Annotated in this window: 18 protein-coding genes; 3 read left to right on the plus strand and 15 right to left on the minus strand. The window is 43.8% G+C overall.

Annotated features, from left to right (window positions below):
* Positions 1-118: 118 nt before the first annotated feature.
* Together ychF and nadB are read left to right on the plus strand one after the other, a co-directional pair.
* Positions 119-1,222 carry a redox-regulated ATPase YchF gene (ychF, locus tag MUN53_RS12520; RefSeq protein WP_022454609.1) on the plus strand — a complete coding sequence of 368 codons (1,104 nt, stop codon included), beginning with the start codon at positions 119-121 and terminating at the stop codon, positions 1,220-1,222.
* A gap of 58 nt (positions 1,223-1,280) precedes the next feature.
* The gene (gene nadB, locus MUN53_RS12525; RefSeq protein WP_022454608.1) at positions 1,281-2,858 is read left to right on the plus strand and encodes an L-aspartate oxidase; all 1,578 of its coding nucleotides are present in this window, start codon (positions 1,281-1,283) and stop codon (positions 2,856-2,858) included.
* Positions 2,859-2,947: 89 nt separating this feature from the next.
* On the opposite strand, the gene MUN53_RS12530 is transcribed toward nadB, so the two are convergent.
* From MUN53_RS12530 to MUN53_RS12555, 6 genes are all read right to left on the minus strand, one after another.
* On the minus strand, positions 2,948-3,181 hold the full coding sequence (locus MUN53_RS12530; protein WP_022454607.1) for a DUF2442 domain-containing protein: 234 nt from the start codon (positions 3,179-3,181) through the stop codon (positions 2,948-2,950).
* A gap of 12 nt (positions 3,182-3,193) precedes the next feature.
* Positions 3,194-3,445 (minus strand): DUF4160 domain-containing protein, encoded by a 252-nt coding sequence (locus MUN53_RS12535; RefSeq protein WP_243325774.1) that lies wholly within the window; start codon positions 3,443-3,445, stop codon positions 3,194-3,196.
* Positions 3,446-3,524: 79 nt separating this feature from the next.
* Positions 3,525-4,823, minus strand: coding sequence for a sensor histidine kinase (locus tag MUN53_RS12540; protein WP_243325776.1), 1,299 nt, complete (start codon positions 4,821-4,823; stop codon positions 3,525-3,527).
* Positions 4,814-6,184, minus strand: coding sequence for a sigma-54-dependent transcriptional regulator (locus tag MUN53_RS12545; RefSeq protein WP_243325778.1), 1,371 nt, complete (start codon positions 6,182-6,184; stop codon positions 4,814-4,816). The genes MUN53_RS12540 and MUN53_RS12545 overlap by 10 nt, the downstream gene beginning before the upstream one ends.
* The gene (gene rhuM / locus MUN53_RS12550; protein WP_243325779.1) at positions 6,181-7,083 is read right to left on the minus strand and encodes a virulence RhuM family protein; all 903 of its coding nucleotides are present in this window, start codon (positions 7,081-7,083) and stop codon (positions 6,181-6,183) included. The genes MUN53_RS12545 and rhuM overlap by 4 nt, the downstream gene beginning before the upstream one ends.
* 12 nt (positions 7,084-7,095) lie before the next feature.
* Positions 7,096-8,583, minus strand: a complete 1,488-nt coding sequence (locus MUN53_RS12555) for a TolC family protein (protein ID WP_243325781.1) — start codon at positions 8,581-8,583, stop codon at positions 7,096-7,098.
* A gap of 260 nt (positions 8,584-8,843) precedes the next feature.
* Between MUN53_RS12555 and MUN53_RS12560 the strand changes: the two genes are divergently transcribed.
* Positions 8,844-9,299 carry a hypothetical protein gene (locus MUN53_RS12560; protein ID WP_243325782.1) on the plus strand — a complete coding sequence of 152 codons (456 nt, stop codon included), beginning with the start codon at positions 8,844-8,846 and terminating at the stop codon, positions 9,297-9,299.
* 258 nt (positions 9,300-9,557) lie between these two features.
* On the opposite strand, the gene MUN53_RS12565 is transcribed toward MUN53_RS12560, so the two are convergent.
* From MUN53_RS12565 to MUN53_RS12605, 9 genes are all read right to left on the minus strand, one after another.
* On the minus strand, positions 9,558-10,814 hold the full coding sequence (locus tag MUN53_RS12565) for an ABC transporter permease (protein ID WP_243325784.1): 1,257 nt from the start codon (positions 10,812-10,814) through the stop codon (positions 9,558-9,560).
* Between the two features lie 27 nt (positions 10,815-10,841).
* Positions 10,842-12,143 carry an ABC transporter permease gene (locus MUN53_RS12570; RefSeq protein WP_243325786.1) on the minus strand — a complete coding sequence of 434 codons (1,302 nt, stop codon included), beginning with the start codon at positions 12,141-12,143 and terminating at the stop codon, positions 10,842-10,844.
* A 97-nt stretch (positions 12,144-12,240) separates the two neighbouring features.
* Complete coding sequence (locus MUN53_RS12575; RefSeq protein ID WP_243325787.1) at positions 12,241-13,518, minus strand: ABC transporter permease; 1,278 nt, start codon at positions 13,516-13,518, stop codon at positions 12,241-12,243.
* A 4-nt stretch (positions 13,519-13,522) separates the two neighbouring features.
* The gene (locus tag MUN53_RS12580) at positions 13,523-14,791 is read right to left on the minus strand and encodes an ABC transporter permease (protein ID WP_243325789.1); all 1,269 of its coding nucleotides are present in this window, start codon (positions 14,789-14,791) and stop codon (positions 13,523-13,525) included.
* Positions 14,792-14,896: 105 nt separating this feature from the next.
* A complete protein-coding gene (locus MUN53_RS12585) occupies positions 14,897-15,565 on the minus strand; it encodes an ABC transporter ATP-binding protein (protein WP_022454595.1) in 669 nt (222 codons plus the stop codon).
* 18 nt (positions 15,566-15,583) lie between these two features.
* The gene (locus tag MUN53_RS12590) at positions 15,584-16,843 is read right to left on the minus strand and encodes an ABC transporter permease (protein WP_243325791.1); all 1,260 of its coding nucleotides are present in this window, start codon (positions 16,841-16,843) and stop codon (positions 15,584-15,586) included.
* A gap of 233 nt (positions 16,844-17,076) precedes the next feature.
* On the minus strand, positions 17,077-18,357 hold the full coding sequence (locus MUN53_RS12595; RefSeq protein ID WP_243325793.1) for an ABC transporter permease: 1,281 nt from the start codon (positions 18,355-18,357) through the stop codon (positions 17,077-17,079).
* 112 nt (positions 18,358-18,469) lie between these two features.
* Positions 18,470-19,663, minus strand: a complete 1,194-nt coding sequence (locus tag MUN53_RS12600; protein ID WP_394803078.1) for an efflux RND transporter periplasmic adaptor subunit — start codon at positions 19,661-19,663, stop codon at positions 18,470-18,472.
* Positions 19,664-20,307: 644 nt separating this feature from the next.
* Positions 20,308-20,886, minus strand: coding sequence for an FKBP-type peptidyl-prolyl cis-trans isomerase (locus tag MUN53_RS12605; protein ID WP_243325797.1), 579 nt, complete (start codon positions 20,884-20,886; stop codon positions 20,308-20,310).

The following is a 20,886-nucleotide window of genomic DNA, read 5'->3' on the forward strand; positions in this document are numbered from 1 at the left end:
TTTATTGGATTATTAAACCGTGTCCAGCAAACAATCCTTAAACAAAAGAAGGTATTCCCAAAGAATTTGTATCTTTGCGATTTAAATCAACGGATCATAAAACGAATCATATCATACTATGGCATTACAATGTGGCATTGTCGGACTTCCGAATGTCGGGAAGTCCACTCTTTTTAACTGTTTATCGAACGCGAAAGCACAATCGGCCAACTTTCCGTTCTGTACGATCGAGCCGAACGTAGGTGTTATCACCGTGCCGGACGAACGCCTGAACAAACTGGCAGAAATTGAACACCCGCAGCGTGTCATCCCAACTACGGTCGAAATCGTAGACATCGCCGGACTGGTGAAAGGCGCCAGCAAAGGAGAAGGATTGGGAAACAAGTTCCTCGCCAATATCCGAGAGACAGACGCCATCCTGCATGTGCTGCGCTGCTTCGACGACGATAACATCGTTCATGTGGACGGTTCCGTAGATCCGGTAAGGGATAAGGAAATCATTGACATGGAACTTCAGATCAAAGACCTGGAAACAGTAGACAGCCGTATCGCCAAAGTACAGAAACAAGCTCAGACAGGTGGAGACAAGCAGGCAAAAATAGCCTATGAAGTATTATGCAAATACAAGGAAGCCTTGGAACAAGGCAAGAGTGCCCGTACCGTTTCATTCGAGACCAAAGAAGAAGAAAGAGTGGCACACGATCTCTTTCTCCTGACCAATAAGCCAGTGCTCTATGTCTGCAACGTGGATGAAGCCAGTGCCGTAAGCGGTAATAAATACGTAGAAGCTGTTCGCGAAGCTGTCAAAGAAGAGAATGCCGAAATCCTGGTGGTTGCCGCTAAAATAGAAAGCGAAATCGCCGAACTGGAAACTTACGACGAACGCCAGATGTTCCTGCAGGAAATCGGTCTCGAGGAATCGGGAGTAAACCGTCTGATCAAGTCGGCCTACAAACTGCTGAATCTGCAAACCTTCCTGACTGCCGGACCCGATGAAGTCCGTGCCTGGACCTTCCACAAAGGCTGGAAAGCTCCGCAATGTGCCGGTGTGATCCATACAGATTTCGAGAAAGGATTTATCCGCGCTGAAGTCATCAAATACGACGATTATATTTCATATGGTTCAGAAGCGGCTGTCAAAGAAGCCGGCAAGATGAGCGTCGAAGGAAAGGAATACATCGTACAAGACGGTGACATCATGCACTTCCGTTTCAACGTATAACAAACATACATCCCGTGTGTGCTTCACCAGCACCACGGGATTTCTTAAATATACATATATGGTACAGCGATTTGATTTCTTAGTTATTGGTTCCGGTATCGCCGGAATGAGTTTTGCCCTGAAAGTGGCACATAAAGGAAAAGTAGCCCTCGTCTGCAAATCCGGCCTCGAAGAAGCAAATACGTATTTTGCCCAAGGAGGCGTAGCGTCTGTTACCAACCTGCTTGTTGACAACTTCGACAAGCACATTCAAGACACCATGATCGCGGGTGACTGGTTGAGTGACCGGGCTGCCGTCGAACAAGTTGTCCGTAATGCTCCACAACAAATCAAGGAACTGATCAGTTGGGGTGTAGATTTCGATAAAGATGCAGAAGGGAACTTCGACCTGCACCGTGAAGGCGGTCACTCCGAATTCCGCATCTTGCACCACAAAGACAATACGGGAGCCGAGATTCAGGACAGTCTGATCCGCGCCGTACAGACACATCCTAACATCACAGTTTTCGAGAACCATTTTGCCATCGAGATTCTGACACAACACCACTTGGGTGTAACCGTTACCCGCCAGACACCCGACATTGAATGTTATGGTGCCTACATCATGGATATGAAAACGGGTAAGATTGATACCTTCCTATCCAAAGTTACCTTAATGGCTACCGGAGGTATTGGAGCCGTTTACCAGACAACTACCAATCCGCTGGTAGCAACCGGTGACGGTATTGCCATGGTTTACCGTGCAAAAGGAACCGTGAAAGATATGGAATTTGTTCAATTCCACCCAACGGCCTTATATCATCCGGGTGATCGTCCTTCATTCCTGATTACCGAAGCTATGCGTGGTTATGGAGGTGTTCTGCGTACAATGGATGGAAAAGAATTCATGCAGAAATACGACAAACGTCTCTCTTTGGCTCCGCGTGATATCGTAGCACGTGCAATCGACACGGAAATGAAGAATCGTGGTGACGACCACGTCTATCTGGATGTGACGCACAAAGATCCGGAAGAGACCAAGAAGCACTTTCCGAACATCTACGAAAAGTGCCTGAGCTTGGGTATTGACATCACGAAAGATTATATTCCAGTTGCGCCTGCCGCACATTATCTGTGTGGTGGTATTAAAGTCGATCTGAATGCCCGTTCGTCAATCAATCGTCTGTATGCCGTTGGTGAATGTTCTTGTACCGGATTACACGGAGGTAATCGTCTTGCTTCCAATTCCCTGATCGAAGCCGTAGTTTATGCAGATGCTGCAGCTAAACACAGTTTGAGTATCCTCGACTCACTTTCTTATCAGGAAAACATTCCGGAATGGGACGACGAAGGAACTCGCCTGCCGGAAGAGATGGTCTTGATCACCCAAAGCTTGAAGGAAGTCGGGCAGATTATGAGTACCTATGTAGGTATCGTCCGTTCAGACTTACGCCTGAAGCGTGCTTGGGATCGTCTGGATTTATTGTACGAAGAAACAGAAAGTCTGTTTAAACGGTCTATTGCTTCCCGTGAAATCTGTGAATTACGTAATATGATCAATGTAGGATATCTGATCACACGTCAAGCTATCGAACGTAAGGAAAGTCGTGGTTTGCATTATACACTGGATTATCCTCCTGTTCCTCACGAACATTAAGAGATTAAAGCAAGGAAATAAAAAGAGGCACGAAATCAGCTTTCCACATTACTGATTTCGTGCCTCATCCTTAAGATATTCAATCATATTTATGCCGTAATACCATTCTCATAAAGATACTCAGGAGCAATATCAGCCCCATTCGACCAAAAGATCGTATCTTGCAAACCAAACTGGATAAATTGGGCTTTGTCTTTTAATTCTTCAAATGCCGGATATTTCAATAAAGGAGCCAGGTCTACCTTTTTTCTTACACCATCATTGAAGGTACAAAGCAACACGTAATCACCCAAATATTCCACATCTGTAACTGTCAATAACATAAGCTATCATTTTTATCGTCTCACTTTTTCTATTTTCTCTCCTCGCTGAGCCTTATCCCAAATATCAAATAACTCAGCTTCGTGTTCATCAATAAATCGATTGATTAATTGAATAGCACTCGATTTTGCACGTCCTTCTACAATTCGATCTTTCAACGTAATTGTAAAATCACCGCTACCACTCCTAACATGAATATGTGGAGGATTATGATCAAACGCATAAATATAGATCAATAACCCTTGAATAACAAATATTGAACCCATAAGCTTATTTGCTGAATCACAAAAACAAAGATAGTACAAATATTTTCTAATAAGAGCTTTCCTCTGTTATGAAAATCTCCTAAAACCAAATCTTAAAACGAGTCACAGCATCCGAATAGGTTTTAAGAGAGAATGAACAACCATGCTTCTGCAATACTTCACGGATAAATATCAATCCGATACCTTGCCCGTTGGGTTTTGTCGAGAAGAAAGGACTAAAGAGTTTTGCTTCCGTCTCTTTTGAGATGCCTTCACCCGTATCTCCTATCTCCAGACAAAGCGGCTGTTTAGTTGTACGAATGAAAATGTCTCCATCTTCCCCTATGGCTTCTACGGCATTCTTGATGATATTAACCAATACTTGTTCAAATAGAATCGGATCCAGTTTAACCAAAGGCAAATCTTTTTCCAGTTCAATATGAATCCGGATCTGTTTACCAACACACTGATTTTCCATGAAACGCTTACAGGAAGAAACCAGCTCATTCAAGGAAACGGATTTAACTTGTGGCTCTGGAATACGGACTACATCAGCAAAATTCGTAATGAAACGGCTCATTCCATAACAACGTTCGATCAGCACCCGCAAGACATCGCTTACTTCTTCCATGTCGTCCATTCCACGAAATGACGATTCCAACGTATCCAGCGTAGAAGTAATCCCGGCAGTTGTGTTGTTCACCTCATGCGAAATCATGCGAATCACCTTTTCATACGCCTTTTTCTCTGCCTTAAATACCTCATGTGTTAATACTTCTATCAGATAGAATTCATGTCGCAGTCCCCGATCCATAAAGAAAGAATGCGAACATTTATAAATATTGGCATCATTCAACCGGATGCTCCGGGAGCTGTCAAGCGGTATGTTCCGGATTTCTTCCAATAAAGGCTGTGTACACAAAGCCAAGGGTAAACCAAGCAAATCTTTCTCATCAGCCAGATGCAGTACGCGGCAAACAGCCGGATTAACCGACAAGATCCGACCGTCAAAATCGAGGATCAGGACACCCATCGGAGAAGCTTGTATCAGCAAATCCAGGAAATGATTCTGTTCACGCACATGGAGGCGTTCGTTCTTCAGCTGTTCCATCATCCGGTTGAAGACATCCACAATACGATCGGTTTCCTTTTGCCCCACATGCCCCAATCGCGAACTAAAGTCCTGCTCTTTCAGCAGGTCCATACCATTACTCAAAGTATAAAGTGGTTTGATGATGCGACGATAGAAATAGTACAGATAAACCAATAGCAAGATAATCCACCCTTCGAGGGCAAAGAAAATCCACTCAGCGTTTTCCCCGCTCCATAGGAAGAAGATCAAGGCAAACAAGACTGCCAGCAACAGCAGGAATCCGAGGAAGATATTCTTTAATCGCATACCTTAATGCCATATTTTTCCAGCCGCCGATACAATGCAGCCCGACTGATGCCTAAGGCTTCAGCGGTTCGCGACAGGTTGTGTTCATATTTATCCAAAGCCTGGAGGATACTTTTTCGCTCCAGCTCTTCAAGCGTCAATCCTTCCAGTGAGGTAGAAGCGGATAAAGAAGATTGCGGCATTCCGAACTGCTCAAAGTCGGAAGCATCGATCCGCTGCCGTCCGGATACCAGCAACGTCCGTTCTACCAGATTCTTCAACTCGCGGATATTACCCGGGAAAGGCAATTGCTGTAAATAGGTAAATGCTTCGGAAGTAAATTCAACTGGCGGCAGGCCATTCGTCTCTGCCAGCTTTTGGGCAAAATGACGTACCAAAAGCGGAATGTCTTCCCGCCGTTCACGCAAAGCCGGTAAATGGACGGTGATCAGGTTAATACGATAGAGCAGATCTTCACGGAACGTATGTTCGCGTACCATAGCCGACAAATCCCGATTCGTAGCACTGACAACCCGCACATCCACTTTCCGTGGACGACTATCGCCCAACACCTCAAAGGTCTGGTCTTGCAATACCCGCAATAGCTTCACCTGACTGGACAATTCCAGGTCTCCGATCTCATCCAGAAAGATTGTTCCTTTATCAGCCATCTCAAAACGGCCGGTCCGATCCATGTAGGCATCGGTAAATGCTCCCTTCTTATGTCCGAACATCTCACTCTCGAACAGGCTTTGCGACAGACCGCCTAAGTTTACTTTCACAAAAGGCTCTTTTGCCCGGCGACTGTGTGTATGGACGGCTTCGGCAATCAGTTCCTTTCCCGTTCCGCTTTCTCCGGTAATCAAGACAGAGGCTGTTGTCGGAGCAATACGCGCCACGGTATCCAGCAGGCTTAGCAACGCCGGACTTTTCCCTATGATTTTATCAAAACACGGATGAGCACGCCCAGCATCCGATTCTGATGCTGCCGGTTCTGCCGGCGCATATAAATCCAAAGCATTACGGATCGCCTTCAGTAATACCAGATTATTCCATGGTTTCGTGATGAAATCGAAAGCGCCGGCCTGCATGCCTTGTACGGCCAAAGAGATAGAGCCCCATGCCGTCATCAGGATAACCGGCAAATCCGGGCGCAGCACTTTGACCTGCCTCAGCAGATGAATACCTTCTTCCCCGGTTGTTGTCAAGGTAAAATTCATATCCATCAGTACCAACCGGAATTCTTCTTCGCGAACCAGACGAAGTGCGTCCTTAGGTCCATCCACCGTTACTGGCAGATAACCTGCCCGCTTCAGCAGAAACGTCAGCGAAGAACGTACCACGGCATCATCATCAACTACCAGAATTTTAGTATCTGTCATATTATCTTTTCTTCTTTATTTATAACTTCTTCCTTTTCCTCGTCAGCTGCCAGCAAATCTGTAATAACTTTCGCCGGAATAGATAACCTGGAGAAAGCAAACATCCGCTTCCCCAAATCTTTCAACGACGCGCCGATGTGATAAACTGCCTGACCGTCGATCAGAAGGAAACGATCATGGCAACCCCGGTACGTCTTCACTTCAACCGGCGGATACTGGCTGTTATGCTTTTCCAAATCCAACTGCATCTGGGGCATGATCCGTTGTGTATAAATCACAGCCGATACATCCGTCCGGCGCTTACTCAACATCAACAGCACCGATTCATCTACATAATTGTCGATCAGTATCAGCGAATGCCTGGCCGACCGGATCAGATCTACAGCGAATTTATACGCATCAAAGATCTGACCATTATAGAAAATCCCTTCTACCGGAGGCAGGGAAGTCCGTACAAAGAAATCTACTTTATCAGTCAGTTCCCGGATCTGCCGGTCATGATCATTCAATCTTTCTTCTATCCGACGATGAGAATACGGGCTCATCGCATAACCTTTCAGTACGTAATCTTTCAGTATCTGATTGGCCCACTGACGGAAGCGGGTGCCCTGCTTGCTCTTTACCCGGTAACCCACCGAGATAATCACATCCAGATTATAATAATCCACCCGATATGTCTTTCCGTCTGACGCAGTATAGGCAAATTTTGCCCAAACTGAATCTTTTACCAGCTCTTCTTCCTTGAATATATTACGAATATGTTTTCCTATCACACTGATGTCTCGTCCAAAAAGTTGAGACATCTCTTCAATAGATAACCAGACGGTCTCATTTTTCAAATGAACTTCCAGTTTTATTATCTCATCCGGCTGATATAATACAATCTCCCCTTCATCCATGTAATATTCCGTTTATCTGACGATCTTCTCAAATTCTGCATCTAATGTACAATTATTCAGAAAATCATACAACGTCAGACTACGGATATTATAGAAATAACGCCAATAATAGTACAGCTCTTCAATGTGTTTCTGCTTGGCACTGTCCTTTGACGTTTGGGCATCATTTAATTCAAGAATATCTATTTTCCCTACCATAAAAGTCTCTATAGAAGTTTTATATCGGCTTTCTGCCAGAGAATCTACTTCCGAGGCAATTTCCAATTGGGCAGCCTGGTTATTGAAATTCTCTACCAAAAGGAAAATATTCTGATTGAAATCCATCTGTTCCTGACGGATTTTCGAAAGCACGACTTCCCGGTTCGATTCGGCAACTTTTACTTTTCCTTTCCGCTTGCCCCAATCCAGTATCGGAATCGAAACGCCTACTTGCACCACCTGATTATCTTTCAGCGGATTATAGGCTCCCGAAAAGGAAAGATCTTTCCCTGTATAACCAACCGAGGCAAACAAATTGATGCTTCGCTGGTTTCCTTTGGCCGTAGCTACATCATAATCGGCCTCCAACTGACGACGCAGAATATTCTTGGAGAAGGAATTATTCTCTTGAGCCCGTGCCAATACCTGCTGATAATCCAGACGCACACCGGTAATGGCTTCGGGTAAAACCGGCTCAATACGGTCCCGTTCACTTAATCCCAAGAAAGAGCGCAGCTGGAACATCATCGAATTCAGATTCGACTGTGCCTCCGTTACCTTTGCCTTTGCCTGCAAAGCCGACTGTTTGAGCTGCATCAGTTCGATTTCCGAGATATGGCCGATCTTCCGTTTGGCAATTGCTATCTCATAAAGCTTATTGGCATTCTCTAAATTCTGTTTACAAACGGCCAGGTTATCTTCCGCCAGCAGCAGATTAAAGTAATGCGTAATGGTTGTAATGGTCACCGTTTCTACACTTTCCATAAAAGCAGCCTTCGCTTCTTCATAACGGACCGGCTCAATACGCCGCTTCCATTTCTGATCGTTCACTCCGAATATCGGCTGCGTCAATGTGAGGCTGACCGGAACACTCATGAATTCATTGTAAGCACTTTTCCCCAATTGACGGGTAAAATCCAATGATGTATTCAAGGCAATCTTACCTCCTGTCAGGGCGATATTCTGCTCTATCGAAATTTCTCCATTAAGACCTAAGACATTATTCTGTACATACGTATAAGATCCGTCCGACTGCTGGTATTTGGAGTATTGCTTGCTGTACGAAGGCAATGTGCCGGTGAAGATAATCTCCGGCAATTGCTCCGCTTTGTGTGTCCGGTATTCCCAATAAGCCGTCTTCAATTCATTTAAGGCGACTGCCGCATCGACCGACTGCAATTGCGCTAACCGAATAGCATCTGTCAATGAAAGAGAGACAGTCCGAGTCTCCACGTCATCAGCATAGCCGTTATCACACATTCCTATGATATAAATTAAACACAAAATCCAAATTCGTTTCATATCCATTTCATTTTCCAAGATAGAAGCAAATGCTATGCCATAAATATATCTAACTGATTATCAATCCAAGGCGGAAAATCATAGTGTTCGGTTTCGGACAGTTGGTTCACTTTCGGACGACAGAGGATTTTTTTAAATATACTCATTAGATATATATAGTTAGTTTTATATCTTTGTATAATCCTAAGGATATTTATTCACAAATACACATCTCAAGCATTGACATGTCTCACATTTAAAGGATATGAGGAGATAAAAAAATGAATGGACGAGAAGATAAACAATTAAACGATTTGTTTTTTGTATGTAGCTTAATTGAGTATGTGGGGCGACAAACAAACAATGAACGGAAAACCATCGTAAACGCGTTAGGTCCAAAAGGGATAAAACATTATTACGAACTTGCAGAAGTCTATCACTGCGAAAATATAGACAAAGTAACCCACGAGATTGTAACAAAATATGGTATTACAAACGGCAATTACAACAACATTGCTGATGCTGAAGACAATATTCCGACTTATTGGGATATTGGAAAAGTAATGCAACGGCTTATCTCTGAAGTTGCCCGCAGGTCTCATAAAGATATTATCACTACTCTTATTGAGGTTTATAATTCATGGATTGTTCCTAAAATTGACAATTACAACAGCTCCATGTATTACGAAAATACCAGTTATCAATACGCATCTTATCAAGCAGGACATGCTTTATAACTTGAATCACATCATCTATCAGTCTTACAAAAAGATAGATAAAAGACGAAAGATGATTTGACAAACTGAAAGTAAAGTCACTTCCGGGATGATAAGAATACATAAAAATAAAAGTAACGAATATCCATTCCGATTCTCGTTACTTTCATTTTTGATTCTCGCGAGCTTTCAAAACAAAGGCTTAGTGTTTTGATTATTTCCCGGCGTATTTTCATCAAAAGCCGGCGTAAATTGACAAAAATACGCCGGCTTTTTACACTACTCTGCCCGCAAGGCATCGGCAGGTGCTATATGTGCTGCCTTTTGTGCTGGATACCAGACTCCTAAGACAATGATAAAGGTTAATAACAACCAGGTGATCAACGAGACTTCAAAGAAGCGGAGAAGTCGATCGTCGGCTGTCGAGGCTGATACCAAATCGGCATACACCAAGTTACCACAAATGAAGAGGGCGGGTAGCGCAGCCAGTGTAAGAAGTAGCAAACTTTCGGTGATGGTAAACCGAAGCAAACCGATACGCGACGAGCCCATCGCCATACGTAATCCCAATTCTTCCTTCCGGCGATTCACACGAAACCAGAATGAACCGATAACTGCCAGGAATACATTAACCAACAAGAAGAGCATCACCGACGAAATCACCTGTTGTCCGCTCGAATTGGAAGTCCTCTCCAGAAACTGCTCCCGAATATTGTTATAACTCTGTACATCAGACACCCAGAAATTCCCCGCCTGTAACTGATGACGCATCTCTTTCATAAAGCGTTCCTCAAAACCTGCCGTCTCGACATTCGGGCGGATACGGAAAGTGATTTGCATTTGAATGCATGTACTTTCCGGAACAATACCATCACGAGGAAACTCTATTTGGCTAAACGAAGCATAAGGTAACCTTTCATTGTATTCATCATTGCGGACAGATTCCGTGACAGCTACAATTTTAAGTGTATCCTCTCCTTGTATTAACTCTTCACCCACGACATTGGTCCGACCGAAAAAGGTTTCAGCCAAGTTTGCCGAGATAACCAATCCCGGTTGAACAAGTCGTTGCGCCAGTTCATCCGGAGAACCGCCTGCCGCCGGACGAATATCGAAGACACGGAAATAATCCGGACTGATATTATACCGCCGAATATTCCATAACTCTACACTGTCTTTCCGAAAGCCATACGTAGTATTGGAATGTGTATAGGGCAACGAGAACATCGATAAAGCCACAGCTTCCACATCCGGATGCTGCCGGATACGTTCCACAATACGATCAAAATTTTGTCTCGGCTCTTCACTGTTTTCCGGATAAACGATAAACTGAGGAGCATCAACAGATCTTTTGGATACGGTCACTTGATATACACGGTCTGTATCGAATCCAACCGGACGATGATAAAGAGTATATTGGGTGATGAAATAATCAGTCATAATCCATAAAGCGACAAACACCACCATCAACTCAGCCAATATCCACAGATTACTACGGAATTGTGCCTGTATAATCTTCAAAATATGTCTTATCATACGTTTTTAGAGTTTATGAGTTTGTTTTCATTTATTCAATGCGCTTACTATATTCTCCCTTATGGCATTCCAGACCGGAACCATCGACGAAAGCAGATTCAGTAAAAGGCATACAGTAACTGCATAAAGAAAAACCTGCCAGTTCATCAGCATTCCTGCTGACAATGTAATTACATCTGCATCTTCCGTTATAAATTGCTGGTAACTGTTTGCAAGTAATATATTCTTATACAGATCTACCAATCCATAAGAAAACAGCAAACCGGCAAGACTTCCCGGAAACATCAGGATCAGATTCTCCACAAAGATTTGCATAAACAAAGTTCCACGTGGAGCACCAAAGGCCTTACGGATACCAATCTCTTCCAGACGGTCCTGAATATGCGAAGCATTCAGTCCGGAAATATTCAGTGCCGGAACCAACAGAAAGAGTAAAAGGAAAAGAATAATCGCCAGATACGCCTTGGAACTACTCACTCCCATAATGGTCAGTGTAGCCGGTTTGATTTTAGGATCAGTAACCTGTCCCCCAACCAATGTTGTATTATACCTTTTTACAGCCTCTTCCAATTCTGCCTGCACGGCTGTAATATCATGCTTGTCGCGAAGCAAGATATTTGCCTGTAATTTACCTACCGTGTTTTCTCTTTCATCTACTGATTCTGTAATAACATTCGACATGGAAGTATAAGGCATCCATGCTTGTGAATAAGTATGCTCCAAAGTACCAGACACATCTTCTACCACACCACAAACACGATATTCCACCTCATTCAGCATTACTGTTTGCCCTATAACATCTTCTTTTCCGAACAATTTTCTCGCCATTGAACGACAAAGAACAACCGTTTTCAATCCTGATTCAAAATCAGACTCAGTAAAAGGTTTGCCATAGAGAAAATGAAATTCATAAACTTTCCAGAATACATCATTACAACCCATATATGAAATCTTCGCCTCATCATCATTTCCAGCTACAGAAGCAAACATTTCACCACCTTGGAAATACTGATATATTGGAGAAGTTGTTATGGCAATCGCTTCAGGTTTTTTCAATGTAAGAACCACATCTTTTACATAACGTATACCTAATGAGCTGCTGTATGAGCCATTACCTTCATTATACTTGTAGATGACAAAATCCAGATAGCACATCCTGTCCCGATGTATTTCCGGCGCTATATTAGCAGTACGAATATAATACACTACCGCCAGCACCATCACCATCGAAATCGCCAGTCCGGTTCCGATGATATAAACGGCACTGAAGAAACGGTTTTGTTTCATCAGTTGCCAGGCTTGTTTGAAATACAGATTTATGGTTATCATTTTAGTCCGTTTATTTAATTGTTTTATGTTTTCGAGGTAGCAAGCCAACAAAGTGACAAGTTTTTTATAACCTTGTTAACTTGCTCTCTTGTCAACCTTATTCATCTTTCAAGGCTTCTGTCGGATTTAACCGAGCTGCCTGTTTTGCTGGAAATACGATACCCGCTACAATCATCATGGCCAATGTCAGGAAAGCCATCAGGAAACTATACACAAGACGATCTACCATAGAAAGATCCATCGAAGTAGCAGTCAGTACATCCAATTGAGCCAAATTAGCATAAATCAACAAGGCCGGTAGAGTGACAACAGCCAGCAGCATCAAACCTTCTCCTATCAATTGGATAAAGATAACGGATCTGGAAGCTCCTACCGCCATGCGCAAACCAATCTCCGGAATACGCTGCCGAGCACGGAACCAGAATGTTCCGACAACACCCAGCAAGACATTAAACAACAGGAAACATACACCAACCACATACAAACGGATATTATCCAAAGCAGAGCGCAGTACTTCTTCCCGATAATAACTCATAGGAGTGACATCTGACAGATATATGTTTCCCAGCCTCAGTTGCTGTTCCATATCTTTCCTGAACTGCTGCATAAGCTCAGGTTTGTCTGCCGAAGGTTTCATACGCACGAACAAGTTTATATTCCCTGAAAGTATTTCAATACCGTATTTCTTCAACTCATCCCGTCCGCCGAGATTCCGGTAATAAGCATAATCGTAAGAGGAAAATTCCTGATACCGCTGAGGTTCGCAAACCTCACCAATGTGATAGACGATACTATCTGCATCACCCTGATTGGTAATCCAGATATCTTTTCCTCGTCCTTCAACCGGACTACCATAATAAGCCTTGGCTACAGAAGAGGTGACAACGATGCCATTGTTCTCCAAGGTTTTCTCAAGTTTCTCCCACGATTGTCCGTCGGCAGTCTTTACCTTGAAAACACGGAAATACGAAGGATCCACGTCACGTACATAACCATAACGCTTTAGACCTTTGCCATGAAAAGTAGCGAACCGGTTGAAATACATATAATGGAAATGATTACCGGAAGTATAACCTACAGTTTCCACACGCGAATCCTTCTCCAAACGGTCTACGATTGTGAAGAAATCATCCATTCCATTCGTCGTGTGCACGGCGGTTGTATCATAATCCGCACTCGTTTCCGGCACAACACCCAACCAGACTTTATACACATGCGAAATGTCAAATCCCAAAGGCTGTTTGTATTCCTTGTATTTCACATACAGATAATCTGCCGCATAGAGCAGACAACTGAAGACAACCAGCAGTTCCAGCAGAATCAGCACATTGGCTTTCCGCTCGTTCCACATCTGTCGAATCATTGAAGCGATCATACCATTAACTGTTTAAAGCCTCGGAGATTTGCTGCCGAGTCGCTTTCCAGGCCGGGAATACAGCCGAAAGCAGGTTTAACAATAGACAAAGAATAAAGACGGCGATAAATACCCAACCGTTTACCATCTGGAGCGAAAGCTGTTCCTGTCCTAACGAAGTAATCATCAGCCAGTCGCCCATGCAGGCAAGAGCAAGATACGAAAGTATAAATCCCAACAAGCCGCCAATCAATGTCACTAACAGATTCTCTAGCAGGACTTGCGACATAATACGTTGTCTCGTTGCTCCATAAGCTTGTCGTAAGGCAAATTCAGGAATCCGTTTACGTGTCCATGCCAGAATAATACCGGAAATATTCAATGCCGGCACCAACAGGATGATAAACGCGATCACCCCAAACCGCAGAAACACTTTTCCTACCGATACTTCCGAATTTTCTCCACCCATCCACTTCTCCAGATGAGAGAAAGGCTGATGCAGGATGTTGGCCCGCACATCCGAAAGACCGGCATTGAAGTTATCAATACGCTTCAGCAGTTCCTGCTGCAAATCTTCCCGGTTATGTCCTTTCTTCAAGAGCATATAGCATTCGAAAGATCCTCCTATTCCTTCCATGTTATAAAACAGATGCGTTCCGGCTGTATAAGGAATCCACACATCTGCCCAGGCTTTGTCGGCAAAGCGCGATACATCTTTCACCACACCACACACCCGATACACTTGGAAGTTAATCTTCAGCTCTTTTCCTACTACCTGTTCGGTGCCGAATATGGAACGGGCCATTTTTTCACTGATAACAGCCTCGTGCAACCCACTCTCAAAAGTAGCTTTCGAGAAAGGATTTCCTGCTACAAAGTCAAAATTATATACATGCCAGAAAGCCGTATCAGTTTCCAGAATAGAGGCAGTAACTGTATTCCTTCCATCCATCGACAGCAAGATTTGTTTCTGCCAGATGTCACGCACCACTGCCGTGACAGCTTCGGCTGATTGCAACGGATAAAAGCATTCTTTGATAAAAGGCAAACCTAAGCCCGTCATGGCGATGCGTCGCCCGTCAGCTTTTCCTTCCGTCTTTACATACGTGACGTAATAGGTATCCGCACGGTGGCTTTCCGGCTTAAAGGCTGCTGTATTGGCTATAAACAAGATCACAAAGACCATGATCATGCAAATCGCCAAAGCTGTTCCTAAGATGGAAAGCAAGGCCGCCAGCCGATTTTGCCGCAGCAACCGCCAGGATTGTTTGATATATGAGTTTATGCTTGGCATACTTGGTAAGTTTTTAAGTTTGTCAGTTTGTTAGTTTATCCGTTAACAAGAAGGCACTTTATCCGATAGCTTGTATCCTTGTCAACTCGTCAACTTCTACCTCAGTTATTGAATCTGACGTCCATCAAAGAAATGCACAATACGTGAAGTCTGCTTTGCCTGGTTTTCATTGTGTGTTACCATGACAATGGTACGCCCGTCTTCCTGATTCAGCTTATGCAGAATTTCCATAACTTCCGCTCCCATCTTGGAGTCCAAGTTACCAGTCGGCTCATCGGCCAGGATGATTTCCGGATTCCCGATAATGGCACGGGCAATAGCGACACGCTGGCACTGACCTCCGGAAAGCTGTGTCGGGAAGTGACGCATACGGTGTGACAGACCGACTTTCTCCAAGACGGCGATGGCTGCTTCCCGGCGTTCCTTGGCTGATACATGCGGCCGGTACAAAAGCGGCAGCTCTACGTTATCCAGTACATTGAGGGAATTGATCAGATGGAAAGACTGGAAGACAAAGCCCAGTGTCTTGTTACGGAAGGCCGCCAGTTGCTTATCGTCCATCGATGCGGTTTGTACACCGGCAATCTCTACCGTTCCGCGCGTTGGCTGATCAAGCAATCCCATAATATTCAGCAGGGTTGACTTTCCGCAACCGGATGGTCCCATAATACTCAGGAATTCACCTTTATCTACTGTCAGGTTTACATTTTCCAATGCTACAGTTTCAATCTCTTTTGTCCGATATACTTTCTCTAAGTTTGTTAATGTGATCATATTGTTTAAGTTTTAAAGTTATTCATAATGCAATGTTTCTGCCGGATTCATCCGGGTTATCTTGTTGGCCGGAATGCGGATACCCAAGTAAATCATACCGCCCATCAACAGATAGGAAACCGATAAGGTAATCAGGAAGCGCCACCAGGTATAAGCCAGCCGATACGTATCGGGCATATCCAGATACAACATATTTATCAAGAAGATCAGCAGGAAAGGTAAAGTCAGCGCCAACAGGAAAAGCCCTTCGAGGAATAATTCCCGGCGTAACTGTGCTTTTGAGGCACCGACAGCTGCCCGCAACCCGATTTCTGCCCGCCGTGACTGCGTGCGTAACCAGAAGGTACCGACAATCCCAAAGAAGATATTCACCAGCATGAACCCGACCATGGCAATCTTTTTCTTCTGATTGTCCAAACGAGGCTTCAACATATCAGCCCGATATTCACTGATGGGTTTTACGCTCGACACATATACATTTCCTACTTGCAAACGCTCGCTTTCTTGTTGCAAGAAGGCTTCCATTTCTTGTTGTGAATAATCCTTTTTCATGCGGAACAAACAATTATAAAATCGAATATCATTTTCCGCAACCTCATCCAAAAAGTCCTGTTCTGTTCTCCACACGTAATAATAAGTAGGTTGATAAGTGTCAAAATCCATTTCTTTCAGTGGTGCTGAAACAGCGGAGACTTTCATGCTCTCCGTAGATTTCGGACCCCATTTCACTTCTCTTTGAGTACGCCCCGAACCTTCCGGAAAGAAGATCTCATCCAAGGTTTCAGAGAGCACAACCTCTCCGGGATTCTTCAGAACTTGGTCATAAAGTGGACGACCCTCTTTATCCCTGACCTTAAATACACGAAAATACTCCAAATCAACATACCGTACCCTATATGCATATGAGGCACTGGCTGTATCCTCAACCGGCATCAAACCAGACCAACCACGATTATAGGTATAAGGTGTTGCTATTTTGGAAAGACAAACCGCTTCTACCTCCGAGCATTGCCGTAAATTTCCAATTAATTGTAACAAATCTTGGGTTGCTTGGTTATTTCGTTCTATGTCCATTTCAGTCACATCATCTGTCAATCCAAAAGAAAGAAGATACGTGTGCTGCGTATCCACACCTATCGGTTGCCGGTAAGTGTACGTATCAACCAATAAGGAATCGGCCATTACCCACAACATGGCCGTTACCAATAGTAATTCCAGGAAGATCCAAACATTCCCGTTTCGTTGGTTCCAAATCAAAGTCAAAAGATGCTTTATCATATATACTGTTTGTTCTAATTGTTTACTACATGTGTTACTCTTTCTCCTTCTCTGTCGATACTTATTATTCCAAGAAAGATATAGAATTATTCTTAGAAGGATATTTATTTATTCTAAGAAGAATATTTATTTATTCTAAGAAGAATATTTAATTATCTTTAGAAGGATACTTACTTATCCTAAGTGGAATATGAAGTATAGACAGATCGGGAGAACCTGTTTGATACAGGGCTTTACTTGTTGGTCTCCTCTCCATTCTTCAAGGCCTCACAAATTGGCTTACGCGAAATCCACCAAGCGGGTAATCCTGCCGAAAGCAGATTGATCAACAGACAAAAGAGCAAGGCAAGGACGAAAGCCTCGGGGCGGAACAACATTTCGGCACGTAATGTTGTATCGCTTGCCTTGAGCAGGAAATCCTTACATAACGGGAATAACGACCATGAGAGAACCAATCCGATCATACCTCCCAGCAAAGACATTAACCCATTCTCGTATAAAACCTGCCGGACAATATTCCCACTTGTAGCTCCAAAGGCTTTACGGACTCCAATTTCCGCCTGCCGCTTCCGGATGGACGATTGCGTCACGCCCAACAGGTTCAGTACCGGAACAAGCAACAAGAAAAGCATCGCTCCGCCTGTTTCCAGCCAAAAGTCTTTCCAGTCCACAAAGTTCTGTCCATCTGTTCCCATCGCCTTGTCCCATTGCGTGATGGGATTCTCGAAGAAGGAGATTTCATACTTTTCTTTGGTAGCATTGTAACGAGTGATCTGCTGCTTCAACTCCTGTCGGATCACGTCAAAATCCCCCTGTGCTTTGGCCAATAGAAGAACCCTAAATGAACCTACCATATTTTCATTAAAGGAAGATTGACAAGATTCGTTCGTAGTATAAGGAATCCAAACATCGGCAAAAGCAGATGCAGCCGCTTTACTGACTTCTTCCACGACTCCACATACCCGGTAAGGTTTCACATCCAAGCGAATTTCTTTTCCGATAATATTATCAATCGTACCAAACAGTCGCCGTGCCAAAGGTTCCGTAATAACAGCCTGCGGAACTCCAGAAGCTACATCGGCTTCCGTAAAAGGCGCACCTGCCACAAAATGAAAAGAGAAGACTTTCCAAAAACCCGTGTCAGTCAGTTTCACCGGATGCGCCATGTAATTCCGCTTGTCCGGCAGCGACACCGTGAATTCCGATATCGCATAAGCAGTCACAAACTCAGGGGACTGTAGCGTATAGAAACATTCCTTCACGGCTTCTATCGACATATTACCGGAATTCCAATTACCCGTATTCTCCTTCATCCTCACCAGCGTTCCATTCTCCACATAAAGCATCCGGTCGCGGTGTTCCTCCGGATAATAATTGGCCACCTGTACTTGCAACACCAGCACGACCATCATGATCATCGTAACGGAAATGGCCGTTCCCGTAATCGAGATCGTACTCACCAGCCGGTTCTCTTTCAGCATCTGAAATGCCTGTTTGATGTATTGTTTAAGCATATATGTTAAGTTGATAAGTTTATAAGTTTATAAGTTAACCAGTTGACGAGTTGACAAGGTTTTGAATACCTTTCTGACCTTGTTAACTTGTCAACTTGTTTCTTTGTTTCCTCTATTTCTCCAATTTCATCTTTCTCTTATTCTTATAATTGCTCATGTCTGAAACAACGACCTGATCGCCGGGCTTCAGTCCGCCAACGACTTCTACCAGTTCATAATTGCTGTCGCCCAGCTGGACTTTCCGCTTCAACAACTCATTTCCTGAACGGACAAACAGTTCGTATTCACCCGGACCAACGTAATAACTGCCGTTGGCAACACGCATCACCGAATCCTTCACGGCCGTCAGGACATACACATCCGTTTTCAAGCCCGAACGAAGCCGCTTGTGATTATCCTGTTCCAAACGGACTGAGAAAGACATCACGCCATTCTTTGACAACGGAGTAACATCCGTTACCGTACCCGCCAATTCTTCCTTCCCGACTTTCACCACAGCCCGGCTGCCGGCAGCAATCCGGTCGCCATACGTATCCGCAATCTCGCCTTCAATCTTGAAATGCGACAAATCCGATACAATCGCCACTTTCTCTCCTTGCGCTACCTGCGCCCCGATTTCCGTATTGACATACGTCAGAATCGCTTTCCGAGGCGCTTTGATCCGGGCATCGTCGAGGGTTCGTTTGGTTTCTGCCAACGTCTTGCGGGCAATATTCAGTTCCAGTTCTTTCACCTTGAGGTCGGCATCTGCTGTCGCCTGTTCGTTGATAAACTTCTGTTCATCCTCTTCCAGTTTCAGTTTACTCACATTATAATCCAGTTCTACCTGACGAACCTTGTCGGTCGTTCCGGCACCCAGACTATCCAAGTACTGTTCGTTACGCAGTTCCACCGCTTTCCGGTTCAGTTCCATCCGAGAGACTTTCAACTGCATTTCCATTTCCGACAACTTGCTCCGGTTCTGGATTCGCAGCTGTTCCAACTTCAGCTCATTCATCTGTACTTCATCCAACTGCTTCTTATAATCTGTTTCCGCACTCAGTAAATCCAGACGTAAGATCGGTGTTCCGATCTCTACCGAATCTCCTCCTTTCTTATACACTTCCAATATGCGGGAATTGATGGGGGAATTGATAATCTCCTCGAATGCCGGAACAACCTTACCCGAAGCACTCACCGACACATCGATACTGCCCTCATCCACTACCGAGAAGACAATATCCCGTTCGTGCAGACTTTCCTGCATCAGCTGCATCAAGGCAATCACGGCTACTATACCAACTACCACGGTTCCGCCCCATTTCATCCACATCCGACGTTTCTCCCGATTCCGTTGTTCTTTTGATATTTCTCTATCCATACGACTTTCTTCTTAACTGATCTTGTTTGCCAACCATGAGGCAAAAGCCGTGCCAAAAAGATAAAGCACTGATATACAAGAGGAGCATTTCCAACAAGTGTTCGGAAACGGACAATGTTCAATTGAGAATGGACAATGAACAACCAAGAATCATGAATTTTCAATCTACATATTGATCATTTTTCGCGCGGGCGCGCTACTCTCTCTCTCAATAATAAATATACTTTTCTCTTCTTTACTTTACTATACTTTACTTTGTGCACTTTTCACGGTTAAAATCGAAGTTTTAACTGCGCAAATGAGGATTTCAGCAGTGATAATATGGATGTTGAAAAAAGCCGGCGTGTTTTGATAAAAAGGTAGGCATAAAATGATGAAAACATAGGCATGAATTCATCAAAAGATAGGCATGAATTTTTAGGTTATCGTAATCGCTTATTTTATAGCTAATCAAACTTCATTTCTTAATCATCTACCAAGGTGACTAGATGAAGGGTAGTATATAAAGAAAAAGCTTCCACCTCATAAGTACTGAGGTAGAAGCTCTCTATTTTTAGATATTGCCGTTCTCTGACTTAATTCAAATATCGTTATTGCTCAACAATATCTGTTACTTCTATTTGGAACACCAACGTAGTATAAGGTTTGATATCATCATAGCCAGAAACACCATATCCCAATTGATAAGGCATCCAAACTTCCCAAATATCACCTTCGTGCATGTGTTGTAAAGCGGTTGCAAATCCATCCCGCAATCCGGAATCATCCACTTCAAACAAGACTTTATCATCACCGTTTTCTCGCAAACGAGAATCAAATACTTCGCCTTGAGTCAAAACACTGTCTCGGTCTGCAACGACTTCACCATCCTCATTGGTCACAAAACAACCTTTATAATAGCAATTGACTTTGCTTGTATAATAGATCGTCTCCGTACCTTCGCCTTTCTTCAGGATCTTACAGATGATTTGTCCGTTGCCACTTTCAGAATTGATCGTGAACAAAGACGTATCTGTCTTTGCATCCTGCAAACGGGCATCGAAGGCAGCTAGATTTATTTCTTTCCAAGCCTCATCAATTACAATTTCATTTTCATCATCATCACTACATGCCGCCAATGTGAACAGCATGACAACCAACATCCATGTAATGTGCCAATACTTCTTCAT

Origin of the sequence: Parabacteroides faecalis (genome assembly GCF_022809355.1) — a bacterium.
GTDB classification, from domain to species: Bacteria; Bacteroidota; Bacteroidia; order Bacteroidales; family Tannerellaceae; genus Parabacteroides; species Parabacteroides faecalis.

Excerpts from the sequence above, each read along its gene's own strand:
- ychF (WP_022454609.1), top strand. The coding sequence starts at position 119 with ATGGCATTACAATGTGGCATTGTCGGACTTCCGAATGTCGGGAAGTCC.
- nadB (WP_022454608.1), top strand. The coding sequence starts at position 1,281 with ATGGTACAGCGATTTGATTTCTTAGTTATTGGTTCCGGTATCGCCGGA.
- MUN53_RS12530 (WP_022454607.1), bottom strand. The coding sequence starts at position 3,181 with ATGTTATTGACAGTTACAGATGTGGAATATTTGGGTGATTACGTGTTG.
- MUN53_RS12535 (WP_243325774.1), bottom strand. The coding sequence starts at position 3,445 with ATGGGTTCAATATTTGTTATTCAAGGGTTATTGATCTATATTTATGCG.
- MUN53_RS12540 (WP_243325776.1), bottom strand. The coding sequence starts at position 4,823 with ATGCGATTAAAGAATATCTTCCTCGGATTCCTGCTGTTGCTGGCAGTC.
- MUN53_RS12545 (WP_243325778.1), bottom strand. The coding sequence starts at position 6,184 with ATGACAGATACTAAAATTCTGGTAGTTGATGATGATGCCGTGGTACGT.
- rhuM (WP_243325779.1), bottom strand. The coding sequence starts at position 7,083 with ATGGATGAAGGGGAGATTGTATTATATCAGCCGGATGAGATAATAAAA.
- MUN53_RS12555 (WP_243325781.1), bottom strand. The coding sequence starts at position 8,583 with ATGAAACGAATTTGGATTTTGTGTTTAATTTATATCATAGGAATGTGT.
- MUN53_RS12560 (WP_243325782.1), top strand. The coding sequence starts at position 8,844 with ATGAATGGACGAGAAGATAAACAATTAAACGATTTGTTTTTTGTATGT.
- MUN53_RS12565 (WP_243325784.1), bottom strand. The coding sequence starts at position 10,814 with ATGATAAGACATATTTTGAAGATTATACAGGCACAATTCCGTAGTAAT.
- MUN53_RS12570 (WP_243325786.1), bottom strand. The coding sequence starts at position 12,143 with ATGATAACCATAAATCTGTATTTCAAACAAGCCTGGCAACTGATGAAA.
- MUN53_RS12575 (WP_243325787.1), bottom strand. The coding sequence starts at position 13,518 with ATGATCGCTTCAATGATTCGACAGATGTGGAACGAGCGGAAAGCCAAT.
- MUN53_RS12580 (WP_243325789.1), bottom strand. The coding sequence starts at position 14,791 with ATGCCAAGCATAAACTCATATATCAAACAATCCTGGCGGTTGCTGCGG.
- MUN53_RS12585 (WP_022454595.1), bottom strand. The coding sequence starts at position 15,565 with ATGATCACATTAACAAACTTAGAGAAAGTATATCGGACAAAAGAGATT.
- MUN53_RS12590 (WP_243325791.1), bottom strand. The coding sequence starts at position 16,843 with ATGATAAAGCATCTTTTGACTTTGATTTGGAACCAACGAAACGGGAAT.
- MUN53_RS12595 (WP_243325793.1), bottom strand. The coding sequence starts at position 18,357 with ATGCTTAAACAATACATCAAACAGGCATTTCAGATGCTGAAAGAGAAC.
- MUN53_RS12600 (WP_394803078.1), bottom strand. The coding sequence starts at position 19,663 with ATGAAATGGGGCGGAACCGTGGTAGTTGGTATAGTAGCCGTGATTGCC.
- MUN53_RS12605 (WP_243325797.1), bottom strand. The coding sequence starts at position 20,886 with ATGAAGAAGTATTGGCACATTACATGGATGTTGGTTGTCATGCTGTTC.